General features: G+C 66.9%; 8 protein-coding genes and 1 tRNA gene. 7 read left to right on the top strand and 2 right to left on the bottom strand.

Translation table 11 applies throughout. The annotated features are described in order from the left end of the window. Positions 1-145 precede the first annotated feature (145 nt). Positions 146-1,462, top strand: coding sequence for an amino acid permease (locus tag L3Q65_RS35160; protein WP_237597621.1), 1,317 nt, complete (start codon positions 146-148; stop codon positions 1,460-1,462). A gap of 378 nt (positions 1,463-1,840) precedes the next feature. Then, positions 1,841-2,254, top strand: coding sequence for a type II toxin-antitoxin system VapC family toxin (locus tag L3Q65_RS35155; RefSeq protein ID WP_237597620.1), 414 nt, complete (start codon positions 1,841-1,843; stop codon positions 2,252-2,254). A gap of 766 nt (positions 2,255-3,020) precedes the next feature. On the opposite strand, the gene L3Q65_RS35150 is transcribed toward L3Q65_RS35155, so the two are convergent. Beyond that, a tRNA-Gly gene (locus tag L3Q65_RS35150) sits at positions 3,021-3,091 on the bottom strand. 114 nt (positions 3,092-3,205) lie between these two features. Between L3Q65_RS35150 and L3Q65_RS35145 the strand changes: the two genes are divergently transcribed. Continuing rightward, the gene (locus tag L3Q65_RS35145; RefSeq protein ID WP_182892880.1) at positions 3,206-4,414 is read left to right on the top strand and encodes an oxygenase MpaB family protein; all 1,209 of its coding nucleotides are present in this window, start codon (positions 3,206-3,208) and stop codon (positions 4,412-4,414) included. Beyond that, complete coding sequence (gene dcd, locus L3Q65_RS35140) at positions 4,401-4,982, top strand: dCTP deaminase (protein WP_037354328.1); 582 nt, start codon at positions 4,401-4,403, stop codon at positions 4,980-4,982. The genes L3Q65_RS35145 and dcd overlap by 14 nt, the downstream gene beginning before the upstream one ends. Here dcd and L3Q65_RS35135 read toward each other — a convergent pair. Beyond that, positions 4,979-6,178, bottom strand: coding sequence for an NAD(P)/FAD-dependent oxidoreductase (locus tag L3Q65_RS35135; RefSeq protein ID WP_237597619.1), 1,200 nt, complete (start codon positions 6,176-6,178; stop codon positions 4,979-4,981). The genes dcd and L3Q65_RS35135 overlap by 4 nt on opposite strands. Before the next feature lie 71 nt (positions 6,179-6,249). Here L3Q65_RS35135 and L3Q65_RS35130 point away from each other — a divergent pair, with 71 nt between their 5' ends. The 3 genes from L3Q65_RS35130 (at position 6,250) to rph (ending at position 13,562) form a co-directional block, all read left to right on the top strand. Then, positions 6,250-6,720 (top strand): MarR family winged helix-turn-helix transcriptional regulator, encoded by a 471-nt coding sequence (locus tag L3Q65_RS35130; RefSeq protein ID WP_182892878.1) that lies wholly within the window; start codon positions 6,250-6,252, stop codon positions 6,718-6,720. Between the two features lie 63 nt (positions 6,721-6,783). Beyond that, positions 6,784-10,779, top strand: a complete 3,996-nt coding sequence (locus L3Q65_RS35125; RefSeq protein WP_237597618.1) for a hypothetical protein — start codon at positions 6,784-6,786, stop codon at positions 10,777-10,779. 173 nt (positions 10,780-10,952) lie between these two features. Further along, complete coding sequence (gene rph, locus L3Q65_RS35120; protein WP_237597617.1) at positions 10,953-13,562, top strand: rifamycin-inactivating phosphotransferase; 2,610 nt, start codon at positions 10,953-10,955, stop codon at positions 13,560-13,562. Positions 13,563-13,694: the final 132 nt, after the last annotated feature.

The following is a 13,694-nucleotide window of genomic DNA, read 5'->3' as shown; positions in this document are numbered from 1 at the left end:
TGGGCGGCCGAGGCCGGATCAGTTCTACTGTGCCGACCCGCTCGCGCCGCGGGCCGCCGATTTCGGGAGGTAACCGTCAATGACGACGAAGTCCGGGGATGGTTTGAGCCGCCGGTTGAACGGCAGGCACATCCGGTTCATCGCCTTGGGCTCGGCGATCGGCACCGGATTGTTCTACGGCTCCTCGGACACGATCGCCAAGGCCGGGCCGTCGGTGTTGCTCGCGTATCTCATTGGCGGCGCGGCGATTTTCTTCGTGCTGCGCGCTTTGGGCGAGATGGCCGTCAACGATCCCGCGCCCGGTTCTTTCGGCGAATACGCCCGGAAGCACCTGGGTCCCTTGGCTGGGTTTCTTACCGGCTGGACGTATGCGTTCGAGATGGTGATCGTCTGCGTCGCCGATGTCACGGCTTTGGCTGTGTATATGGGATTCTGGTTCCCCGACGTGCCACGCTGGATCTGGGTGGTGCTGACGATCCTGGTCATCGCCGCCGCGAACCTGGTGAGCGTACGGGTCTACGGTGAGCTGGAATTCTGGTTCACTCTGGTCAAGGTCGTCGCCATCGTCGCGATGATCCTCGGCGGTGCCGCAATCCTGATCTTCGGCCTCGGCGCCAATTCCGGCGGTGTCGCCAACCTGTGGTCCCACGGCGGCTGGTTCCCCAACGGCATCAGCGGTTTCATCGCGTCGTTCGCGTTGGTGATGTTCGCCTTCGGCGGCACGGAGATTCTGGGCCTCACCGCAGCCGAATCCGAAGACCCGCGCACCGCCATGCCCAAGGCGGTCAATACGGTCCCGGTTCGGGTGCTGCTTTTCTACGTGGCGACGCTGGCGATCATCATGATGCTGAACCCGTGGAACACGATCAGCACCTCCGGAAGCCCCTTCGTCCAAATCTTCGCCGGCCTGGGATTGCATTCCGCCGCAACAGTTTTGAACATCGTCGTGGTCACCGCCGCGTTGTCCGCGATCAACAGCGACATCTTCGGCGCCGGACGGATGATCTACGGCCTGGCTCGACGTGGCCAGGCTCCCGCGATCATGGCCCGGGTTACGCGTAACGGCATCCCGTGGATGACCGTCCTCGTCGTCGCCGCGGCCCTGAGCCTCGCTGTCGTTCTGAACTACCTGTTGCCGGACAGCGCTTTCCTGCTGATCGCGTCGGTGGGCACGTTCGCGACGGTGTGGGTGTGGTTCATGATCCTGCTTACCCACTACCGCTCCCGCCGCGGTTCGTCCGCTGCGGATTTGGCGTTCCCGGTGCCGTTCTGGCCGGTGGGTCAGGTTTTGACGATGGTGTTCATGGTGTTCATCTTCGTGGTGATGGCGTTCGCCGAGGACACCCGCCTGGCGCTGGTGGTCGGAGTGGTGTGGCTGGTGGTGTTGTGCGGGTTGTTTTGGTTCCACCGAAGGGCAACGCCGTCTGCTCCGAAGGAAGACGCGATGTCCGAGGCGGGGTAGTACGGGCAACACTAAGTCCGGCTGCGAGGTCGTACTTAACCAGTGGGGCAACGCCAAGTGTGCCCACGACAGCACTGCGTAGTTCGCGTTCGTCGGAATTGTGTGTGGTTGCAGCTAGGATGGGGGCATGGCGACTAGCGAAGCCCCGGATCCGGGTGCTCCTCGTGAAGAGGCTCGCCGCCTCCTCGAGGCGGTTCCTGACGAACGGGTATCCGCTGCGTTGGCGGCGCTTCGGCAACTGGCGGAGGTGCCACCAGGCGCTGAACCGCCACGTCGCCGGTTTCGCACGGTAGGTGTGTTCGAAGGCGAACATGATCTCGGCCGACGTGCCAAGGAAGTGGCCCGTCGAGAGCTTGGCGGCGGATCGGGCAAGTCGGCGTGATCCTGGTCGACACTGGAGTCGTGGTCGCCATGGGCAACCGGCGCGATGACGACCATGAACGCTGTACCGAACTTCTGGCTTCGACTCTGGAGCCACTAGTCCTGCCGGAGTCGCTGCTCGTGGAGATTGGCTACATGCTTGGTTCGCGTGCTGGCGCCTCAGCGGAAGCCGATTTTCTTCGCGACGTCGCGGATGGTCTCTACACCGTCGAGTCCATGATGCTCGCCGATATCGCGCGGGCAGCCGACCTGGTGGAGAAGTACGCTGATCTCCCGTTGGGCACCGCCGATGCGTGCGTCATCGCGCTGGCCGAGCGTCTTGGCATCACGCGGGTGGCCACCCTCGATACGCGTCATTTCTCGATTGTCAAGCCAAGGCATATTTCCTCGTTCACCTTGTTGCCTTCCTAGCGCTTCCGGCAGAGGCACGACGCGAGAAGGCCGCTGCGACGACCGTGTCGGATGAATTGTGATCTGCGCGGCGGAACGTCCAGCTTGGCTCGCGCGATTGCAGCTACATGGCAGGACGGAAGGCGGCCGCTCGCTATCTCGTGGGAGGAGACGAGCGGCTTCTCAAGAGGTATCGGAGCCTGCTTCGGCGGCTCGACCTACTGGAACGTGGGGTGAGAGCTCACTTGGCGACGTACCAAGTCTCTCAGGGGAAGAACAAACTCAAGTCACCCCTCGTCGCCGAGAGCAGGCGCGTGGGGTTGCACCACGAAGCAGGAACCCTGATCAAGGCGTTCGAAAATCTGCCTGAGCATGTGTGGCGGCGAGACGAACTCCTCACGCGGGCGGAACGGTGCCGCACCAAGCTCAATGAGTCGCCGATCGCGACTCCGACCCAGAGCAGACGCGGCTCCGTGCGTCACACGCCTGACTTTGCTGAGGGGCGAATGAGCGACACGAGTTGCCGTGCGGACGGTCGCCTGCGAACTGACGGCCAAACCTCCCGGAACACAGAGGGACACGGCGTCGGCAAGGGCAGGCGCAGGTATGTCCGGATCGTCAGCGGCGGCCTGCCTACGCTTGGTCGACGTTAGTCCGCGGGCTCCCCCTCTCCGAGGGCTCAGGCTTGGACGTCGATCAGTTAATGGCACCCGAGAAGTGAAAAGCGCGGATAAAAAAAGCCCCAGGTCTAAAGTGGACAACCACTGACCTGGGGCTTCTCTATGAGAGCGGATGACGGGAATCGAACCCGCGTATTCAGCTTGGGAAGCTGATGTTCTACCATTGAACTACATCCGCAGTGCTCCGCCAGCATACACAACCACGGCACCCCCATGTCCAGCGGGCCACGCCTTGACGCCCGCCCGGCAAAGTGACAACACTTGTTGTCGACCCACGGTGCGGAGGTGCGCGATGGACGACCCCGAGATGTCTCCCGAGATGTTCCGCCAAGGCGGGTTCCGCCTGGCAGCCCGGACCCGAGGTGCCACCGCGGACGAAGCGCAGCTCAACCGGCTCCGGACCTTCGCGCAGCAGGAAGACGCCCTGGCCGACGCGGTCGTCGAGTGGCTGCATCGGGAACCGCACAATCAAAGCCGAGTCGACCGGGCGCTCGCCGGGGAGCAAGCGCCGCCGGAACTGAAGCAGTTCGTCGAGCAGGTCGAAGCCACCCCGTACTGGGTCGACCAGGAACGGCTCCTCCGCGGCGCGAAGGCGATCACTCGCGCCGGGTTGCTTGGGCTCTTCCCGCTTGGCGACATGTCGCTCATGGGCGGCTACCTGGCCTCGCGCGCGACGAAATCGCTGGTCGGCACTGGGGAAATCGAGCATCGGGCACCGCGGCGGCTGGTGGAGACCGCGGCTTGGTGGATTGACGTCACCACGCCGGGGGCGCTCCAAAAACACGGCACGGGGTACCAAGCAGCGCTGAGGATCCGGCTCGTGCACGCGCACGTCCGGCGTGCGATGAACAACCGGCCGGACTGGGATTACGACCGGTGGGACCGGCCGGTCAACCAGGTCCAGACCGCGGGCACGCTTCTCCTCTTCTCGCTCGTCTACGTCTTCGGCACCCAGCTGCTCGGCCTCCGCTACACCGCCCGCGAGAAGGCCGACATCCTGCATCTTTGGCGCTATGTCGGCTGGCTGATGGGCGTCGCCGACGAACTGCTGCCCGCCGATGAGGACGACGCTTGGCGGCTGCTCTGGATGCTCGCCGCCACCGAGTTCATCCCCGACGACGACTCCAAACGGCTCGCCCGCGCCCTCGTCGACACGCACGCCGCGATCGGCGAGGGGCGCGGGGCCGCCGGGAAGGTGCTCGCGCAGGTGAACGTCGGCGTGCACTCCGCGATCAGCCGACTCGTGCTCGGCCGCGACAACGCCGACTTTCTCGGGCTGCCGGACAACCCGGTCGCGCAGGCCGCGGTGCTCGCCGCGGCGGGGGTGAATTACGCGGCCGAGACGGTCCGGCAGCTCGTCCCCGGCGCGACTGCGCTGCAGGAAGCACTCGGCGCGTTCGGGCGGCGGCGGTATCTCAAGCGGATGGACGCGGTGTTCGGACGGAGGGGTGCCCCGGCCGCGCCTGCCCGCCCGATAGGCTGCATCCGTGCTGCTCAGTGACCGTGACCTCCGCAAAGAGCTCGACGCCGACCGCCTCGGCATCGACCCCTTCGACCCTGCCATGGTCCAGCCGTCCAGCATCGACGTCCGGCTCGACCGTTACTTCCGGGTCTTCGACAACAGCAAATACACCCACATCGACCCGCAGCTGCAGCAGGACGAGCTGACCTCGCTGGTCGAAAAAGAGGGCGACGAGCCGTTCGTGCTGCACCCCGGCGAGTTCGTGCTCGGGTCCACGTTCGAGCAGGTCCGGCTCGCCGACGACCTCGCCGGACGGCTCGAGGGCAAATCCTCGCTCGGCCGCCTCGGGCTGCTCACCCACTCCACCGCGGGCTTCATCGACCCCGGCTTCTCCGGGCACATCACGCTCGAGCTGTCGAACGTCGCGAACCTGCCGATCACGCTGTGGCCCGGGATGAAAATCGGTCAGCTGTGCATTTTCCGGCTGTCCAGCTCGGCGGAATTCCCGTACGGCTCCAGCGAGGCCGGCTCCCGCTACCAGGGGCAGCGCGGGCCGACACCGAGCCGCGCGTACAAGAACTTCCACCGCGTCGACACCTGGCGCTAGCCCACTCGCGAGACCGGGGACGCCCAGTCGATCCGGTGCTCCCACATGAACCGGTTCGGGTCGTCGGTGGCCGGTTTGCGCATCGCGCGCGTGATGAAGAAGTCCCGCAGCACCCGGCCGACCGGGCCGGGAGCCTTGGCGTCGCCGTTGCGTTTGCCTTGGGCCACAACGGCTTCCACCCGTTCGCGGCGCAACGCCTCGAAGGTGGTCAACGCGGCCGCCGGGTCGGAGACGTCGCGCAGGCACATCGCGAGCGTCACCGCGTCCTCGATCGCCATCGCCGCGCCCTGACCGGCCGCCGGTGACGTCGCGTGCGCGGCGTCGCCGATGAGGCCGATCCGGCCGCGATGCCACACCGGGACTGTCGGGAAGTCGTACGTCGCCCATGGTTCGTAGATGTTTTCGCTGGCCTCGATGATCGCGGTGGCTGGAGTGCGGTCCGGGCGGACCAGGTCGAGCAGTCGTTCGCGCCAACTGGGGCCGCGCATCGAGGCGAGGTCGGATTCGGTCGGCTCGCTGGCGTGCGGCACGTTCGCGAACCACCAGACCGCGCCGTCCGGGGCGAGCACGTGCGCGAAGAACGCCTTGCGGCCGAACACCATGTGCATGATGCCCGGTTCGTCGTCGAGGTCGAGGCCGCGCGCGAAACCGCCGGTGTTGAGCAGCGGCACGTACCGCGGCGACGGGGCGGAGGGATCCAGGATCCGGCGGACTGTCGACCGCAGCCCGTCCGCGCCGATCAGCAGGTCGCCTTCGGATTTTGTGCCGTCGGCGAAGGACGCGGTGACGCCGTCCGCCGTCTGTTTCGCGTCCGTCAGTCGCTTGCCGAACTCCGTGCGCACGCCGCGTCTGACTGCTTCGTCGCGCAGCGCCACGTAGAGATCGGAGCGCAGGACGGTCTGGCTCACGGTGCCGTCCGGCAGCGCCCCGCCGAGCGGGAACTCGCTGAGCTTGCGGCCGTTGCCGAGCCCGAGCGTCATCCGCGGAGTGTCGAAGCCCAGGTCTTTGACCAGCGGTTTCAGTCCTAACGGCGTCAGCGCGTCGAGGCCGTTCACCGCGAGCGTCAGGAACGCGCCGACGCCTTCCGCGCTGCGGTCGTAAGCCTCGTACAGGACCGGTTCGTGCCCCACCTCGTGCAGCGCGATCGCGGTGATCGCCCCCGCGATACCCCCGCCCGCGATCAGGATCCGTGCCATGGTTCACCCCTTCGAATATCTTGGAAAGTAATTCGTTCTATCGAACTAAATAGTTCGCTAGACTCCCGGGCATGTCAAGCGAACGCGAGGATCTGGTCGCTGAGCTGCTGCTTCGCTCCCGGGTGCTGTCGACCGAGACGGTCATGTTCCACACCGCGCTCGCCGAGCAGAATGGGCTTTCGCCGGTCGAGAGCAAGGTCACCGACTACCTCGCCCGGCTCGGTCCGCTCACTCCGAAGGAGCTGGCCGAGTACGCCGGGCTCGCGCCCGCGTCCGTCACCGCGCTGGTCGACCGGCTCGAGCGCAAGGGTGTCGTCAACCGGATGCCGCATCCGGACGACCGGCGGAAGGTCCTCGTCCGCGTCGACCCGGCGAACGTCGAGCGCGTCGCTCCGCTGTGGGACTACATCATCGCGGCGATGAAGTCGATCGCGGCCGGCTACTCCGATGAGCAACTCCAAACGGTGATCGGCTTCCTCGATCAGGCAGCGGCGATCACCCACGAGTCAACCGTGCGTCTCACTGATCGCTCAGCGGAGTGAGGTAATCCCACTGCCGGGTAGGAAATCGCCGCGACGTCACCGGATGGTGGAAAACTTGCGCGCATGGTTTCGGCCGGGAAACGTCTGCTCTTAGTCCTCGGCCTGGTGGCCACTCCGCTGACCCCCGCCGCGCCGGCGGCGCTTGCCGGGCCAGGGCAGGAACTGCGGGTCACGGCGGTCGCCGAACCGCATCGGGTGCACGCCGGCGACCAAGTGACGTTCACGGTGAGCGTGACGAACCCGGCTGCTGCCCCGGCGTCCGATGTGGACGTCGTGGACGAGCGGAACCCGCAGTGCGGCAAGAAGATCGGAACTTTGGCTCCGGGTGCCAGCACGCGTTATCAATGCACGTTCGCCGCGCCGGAGAAGGGATTCGTCGCCGCGGTCAAGGCGACGGGCGTGGGCTCCGGCGGGGAGAAGCTGTCGGCCTCGGCGGGCAGCAACGTCGATGTCCTCCGTCCGGCCGTGACGTTGAGTCAACAGGTCGACAAACCGGCTTACCGCGCTGGCGATCAGGCGACCTTCACGCTCAAGACCACCAACTCCGGCGACGTCCCGCTGCACGACGTGACCATTGCCGACCCAGCGGTCCCCTCGTGCGCACGCCCCATCGGATCCCTCGCGCCGGGACAATCGGTGGTGGGCACCTGCACGGCAACCGTGCCGCTGCCAGACGGAGCCCGCGCCACCGTGAAGGGCATCGATCCGCTGGGCAAGGTCGTCAGCTCGACCGCGGACGCGAAAGTCCCCCTCATCACGCCTGCGCTGTCCGTCTCGAAAGCCGCTGTTCCGCCGGTGGTGCACGGCGGGGACCAGATCACCTGGAAGGTGACCGTACGCAACACCGGCGACAGTCCGCTCAACCCAGTCGACGTCACTGACGACGCGACTCCGGAGTGCTCGCGGTCTTTCGGTGTACTCACGCCTGGCACCGAGCAGAGCTACTCCTGCACCGCGAAACCCGCGTTCACCACCACAAACAGCGTCACCGCCACGGGCACGGACGCGACCGGTCGACCGGTCACGGCCAAGTCCTCGGCCACCGTCACGGTGATCCATCCGGCCTTGGCGGTCACCGCTGCCGTCTCCCCCGCGCAGGTGCGCGAAGGGGACCGCGTCACCTTCACCATCACCGTGCGCAACACCGGTGATGTGCCGCTCGACGAGGTCGCGGTGGCCGACGAGAGCGTGCCCGGTTGTGTCCGCAAGTTCGGCACATTGGCGCCCAATGCAGTCGAGACGTACAAGTGCGAACAGTTAGCCCCGGCGGACGACGTGACGAATGCCGTTGTCGTGACTGGCAAAGATCAGCTCGGCACGACACAGCGTGCAACCGCGGAGGCGCGGGTCGACGTGGTTCATCCGACACTGGAGGCCACCGTCGCAGCGGTGCCTGCGCAGGTGCGTGAGGGGGACCGAGTCACCTTCACAGTCACGGTAAGCAACACCGGCGACGCCGAGTTCCATGACGTCGCCGTGGCAGACGACCGGATTGCGGAATGCGCGCGAACTCTCGGAACTGTTGCCGCCCAAGGAAAGCAGACCTTCACCTGCACCACGGTCGCCGGAACGCAGGGCTTCACGAACGATCTGACCGTCACCGGCACCGACCCGACCGGCCGACCCGTCACGGCAAAGGCGAGCGCGTCGTTCACCGTGCAGCACCCGGCGGTCAGCTTGACCGCGACTGTCCAAGGTGGACCATTCCGCGAAAATGACGCCGTGGCGGTGCACGTGATCGTGGCGAACACCGGCGACGTGCCGCTCACCGGACTGGCCGTCACGACGATGGCTCGCGCCGAAGGCTGCGCACAGCAACACGACACGCTCGCTCCTGGAACCAACTGGACGTTCGACTGCACCACCACCGCACCGGGTGCCGACGTGACCGAAGCACTGCAGGTCACCGCGAAAGCGCCGGTCGGAGCACCGGTGACGGCGGCGACCGAGGCGGCGATCGACGTGATCCACCCGCTCGTCACGCTCGCGCAGAGCGTGACGCCGACCGTCGTGCGCCCGGGCGAGCCCGCGACGTTCACCCTGACCGTCAGCAACGCCGGGGACACCGAACTCCACGACATCCAGGTCGCGGACCCCGCCGTCCCGGAATGCGCGAAGCGGCTGGGAACTCTTGCCCCGCAAGCCAAGCAGACCTATACCTGCACCCGGCCCGCGACTGACGACCTCACCAGCGAAGCGACCGTCACCGGCACCGACCCGTCCGGCCGCCCGGTCACCGCGAGCGCGAGCGCGCACGTCGACGTCATCCACCCCGCTGTCGAGCTCACCCAGACTGTCACGCCGACGCAGGTGCGCGAGGGGGACCAAGTCACCTTCACCGTCACCGTGCGCAACAGCGGAGACGTCCCGCTGACCAAATTGTCCATTGTGGACGAAAAGACCCCCGGCTGCGCCCGCGACTTCCCCACCCTGGCCGCAGGCGAAGAACAGCACTACACCTGCACCGCCAAAGCCGGGCATGACGGCTACTCGAACACCGCGAAGGTGACCGCCGCAGACCCGATCGGCGGCACGGTAACCGCCACGGCGGACGCCGCGTTCACCGTGGTGCACCCGGGATTGTCATTGACGAAGATCGTCCACGGCGGCCCCTTCCGCGCCGGCGACCAGGTCACCTTCACCATCACCGCGACCAACACCGGCGACGCCCCGCTGACCGCCGTCAAGGTCACCGACCAGGGCCCGTGCGCGAAAGCCCTCGACACACTCGCCCCGAAAGCGAACAAAGCCTACGACTGCACCATCCCCGCCCCAGCCGACGACGCGGTCAGCACCGCGCACGTGACCGGCACCCCGCCGGTCGGCCCGCCGCTCACCGCGTCCGCCGACGCGCACATCGACGTGATCCATCCCGCGCTCACCGTGATGACCTCGGCGAACCCGACCGTCGCGCGGGCCGGCGACACCCTCACCGTGACGGTCTCCGTCACCAACACCGGCGACGTCCCGCTCACCGCGGTGACCAGCGCCGATCCTGTCTGCCCGAAGAAGTTCGACCGCCTCGAAGCCGGTGCCGCGCAGAGCTACCAGTGCACCGTGAAGGCCAAACCGGACGACTTCGCCGTCCTCGCCACCCTGACCGGCACCGACCCGACGAACCGCCCGGTCACCGCGTCCGGCTCAGCGAAGATCGACGTCATCCACCCGGAAATCGCGATCATGAAGGACGCCCAGCCGTACGAGGTGCGCCAAGGCGACAAGGTCACCTTCTCGCTGCTGGTCCGCAACGTCGGCGACGTCCCGCTGACCGCGGTGTCCGTCGTGGACGATCGCACCCCGGCTTGCGCGCACCAGATCCCGAGCCTGGCACCGGACGCCCAGATCGAGTACCAGTGCTCGATCACCGCAGGAGCGGCCGGGTTCACGAACACCGCGACGGTGACCGGCACCGACCCGACCCAGCGAACGGTGAGCGCTTCCGCCCAGGCGTCGTTCAGGGTGAAGAAGCCCGCGTTGGCCGTCGCCAAACACGCCACCGGCAGCGCGTATCGAACCGACGATGCGGTGCCGTTCGAGGTCGTGCTGACCAACACCGGTGACCAGCCGCTGCACGACGTCCGGGTGGCCGACGGCCCCGCCTGCGGGCACGCATTCGCCGAGTTGCCGGTCGGCGGAACCCAGCGCTACCAGTGCGTCGCTCCCGCCGCGACGGCCGCCGCCCTGGCAACCGCGACCGCGGCCGCCCCTTGGGGCCCGCCGGTCACCGCGACCGGAAAACCGGACTTCGCGGTGCTTCATCCGGCGTTGGACCTGCGTCGCGAGCACCTGGAGCAGCCGATCCGGCCGGGTGATCCGGTGACGTACGTGAGCACCCTGCGCAACACCGGCGACGCACTCTTGCACGAGGTGACCGTTCGCGACGCGGATCCGGCCTGCTCGTTCACCGTCACCCAGCTGGCCCCTGGCGAACAGGTCACCCGAGCCTGCACGCTTTCGGCTCGCGCGGACGCCACCACGACCACCACCGCGACCGGGACTGACCAGACCGGACGACCGGTCACCAAGGAAGCCACCACGACGACGAAGGTGAGCCCTTGAGGAAGGCAAAAGAAAAGGCAGCGAAGAACATCTCTCCCTGCCGTATTTAACTTATAACGCATTGGGGGGCTTGCCGCAAGACCCGGGTGGTCCCGCAGAATCTCCAGCCGAACAGGCTGCCGCTCGAGGGCGAACGAAAGCCGGGAACGACCACAGACGGGGGAAACGAACGAATGGGCAGCTACGTGCTCGGTCTCCAGCAGATCGACCGGGAGCAGGTCGCGATCGTCGGAGGCAAGGGCGCGCATCTGGGCGAACTCGCGCGGATCGACGGGGTCCGCGTGCCGCCCGGTTTTTGCGTGACGACCGAAGCGTTCGAGCGGATCATCGAGAACGCGCCGGAACTGGCCGGCCCGCTGGAGCGGCTGGCGAAGCTGAACCCGGACGACCGGGACGCGATCAGCGAGGGCAGCGCGGAGGTCCGGCAGGCGCTGGAAGCGATCGTCATTCCGGACGATCTGGCGGCGGAGATCACCGACGCGCTGGTGGCGGGACGCGCCTACGCGGTCCGGTCGAGCGCGACCGCGGAGGACCTTCCGGGTGCGTCCTTCGCCGGTCAGCAGGACACCTACCTCAATGTCCTTGGCGCGGAAGCGGTCCTGCGGCACATCAGCCGGTGCTGGGCGTCGCTGTTCACCGAACGCGCGGTGACCTATCGGCTGCGCAACGGCTTCGACCACCGGAAAGTCCACATGGCCGTGGTCGTGCAGCAGATGGTTTTCCCGCAGGCTGCCGGGGTGCTCTTCACCGCCGACCCGGTGACGTCCAACCGGAAGACCGCCGTCGTGGAGGCCAGCTTCGGCCTCGGCGAGGCACTGGTTTCCGGCCTGGTCAACGCCGACAACTACCAGGTGCGCGACGGCGCGATCGTCGACAAGGCGATCTCCGCCAAGCAGCGGGCCATCCTTGCCGTCGAGGGCGGCGGCACCGAAGAGCAAGCGATTGACGCGGACCAGCAGGAGCAGGCCGCGCTGACCGACGACCAGGTCCTCCGGCTCGTGGAACTCGGCCGCACGATCGAGGCGCGTTTCGGCGGCCCGCAGGACATCGAATGGTGCCTGGCCGACGGCGAATTCCAGATCGTCCAGAGCCGCCCGATCACCACGCTGTTCCCGATTCCGGAAGCCGTCGACGAGAAAAACCACGTCTATCTCTCCGTCGGCCACCAGCAGATGATGACCGACGCGATGAAGCCGCTGGGCCTTTCGGTCTGGCAGCTGACGACGCCGCGCCCGATGGCCGAGGCGGGCGGGCGGCTGTTCGCGGATGCCACCGCACTCCTGTCCGTTCCCAAGAGCCGCACCAGTTTCCTTGCTGTGGTGGGGAAATCCGACCCACTGATGGGTGACGCGCTGGAGACCGTCCTTTCCCGCGAGGGCTTCATCCAAATGGCAGACGACGACGGACCCGGCGAGCAGATCCCCGGGGCCGCGCCGGCCACCATCGAAACCGATCCGGCCGTCGTCACCGAACTGATCCAGCACAGCGAGGCTTCCATTGCCACGCTGCAACGCGAGATCGCGGCGAAGTCCGGCAGCGAACTGCTCGACTTCATCTTCGAGGACATCGAGGAAATGCGCCGGATCCTCTTCGATCCGCGCAGCCATCAGGTATTCACCGCGGCGATGCAGGCGTCCTGGTGGCTAAACGATCACCTGCAAGAGTGGCTCGGCGAAAAGAACGTCGCCGACACGCTTACCCAGTCCGTCCCGCACAACATCACCTCGGAGATGGGGCTGGCGCTCCTCGACGTCGCGGACGTGCTCCGGACCCGTCCCGAGGTCATCGCGTTCCTCCAGGACGTCGAGGACAACGGGTTCCTGGCCGAGTTGCCCGAACTGGCCGGCGGGGAGGAAGCGCGCGCCGCGATCCAGGGGTACCTCGACAAGTACGGCATGCGCTGCGTCGGCGAGATCGACATCACCCGGCCGCGGTGGAGCGAACAGCCGGTCGCGTTGGTGCCGATGTTGTTGTCCAACATCAAAAACTTCGAGCCGGGAGCCGGGCAGCGCCGCTTCGAACAAGGCCGCCGGGAAGCGTTGGACAAGGCGCAGGAGGTCCTGGAACGGCTGCGCGCCTTGCCGGACGGCGAGGCGAAGGCCGAGGAAACCGAGCGGATGATCGAGCGCGTCCGCACGTTCACCGGATACCGGGAGTACCCGAAGTACGGCATGGTCAGCCGCTACTTCGTGTACAAGGAAGCTCTGCTGGGCGAGGCCGAGCGCTTGGTGCGGGCCGGCGTGCTCGACGAGCCGGAGGACCTCTTTTTCTTGCGATTGCAGGAATTCCGAGACCTCGTGCGGACGCACGAGGCCGACCGCGAGCTGATCCAGCAGCGCAAGGAAGCGTTCCGGACCTACGAATCGCTGACGCCGCCTCGCGTGCTCACGTCGGACGGCGAGGCTGTTTCCGGCAGCTACCGCCGCGACGACCTGCCCGAAGGCGCGCTGGGCGGGCTGCCGGTGTCCGCCGGGACCATCGAGGGTCGCGCCCGCGTCATCCTGGATCTCGCCGAAGCCGACCTCGAACCGGGCGACATCCTCGTCACGGCATACACGGATCCGAGCTGGTCACCGCTGTTCGTCGCGATCACCGGCCTGGTGACCGAGGTCGGCGGCCAGATGACGCACGGCGCGGTGATCGCGCGGGAGTACGGCCTGCCCGCGGTCGTCGGGGTGCAGAACGCCACTCGGCTGATCAAGGACGGACAGCGGATCCGCGTCAACGGGACGGACGGGTACGTCGAGGTTCTCGACGCCAGCCTCGGCGAAATGTCCGATTGATTGCCTCGCGGACGACCACCCGTCCGGGGCTCGTGTCGTCTGATTTCTGGCGATGGTGCTCGCTAGTGGGTCTCCGGCCACTGCGCCATTTGGAGGTAACCATCGTAATCAGTTCGTGATAGTTTCCGCGGC

It is taken from the genome of Amycolatopsis sp. FU40 (assembly GCF_021903635.1).
In the GTDB taxonomy this organism is placed as follows: domain Bacteria; phylum Actinomycetota; class Actinomycetes; order Mycobacteriales; family Pseudonocardiaceae; genus Amycolatopsis; species Amycolatopsis dendrobii.
This window is presented reverse-complemented; position numbering and strand designations above follow the sequence as displayed.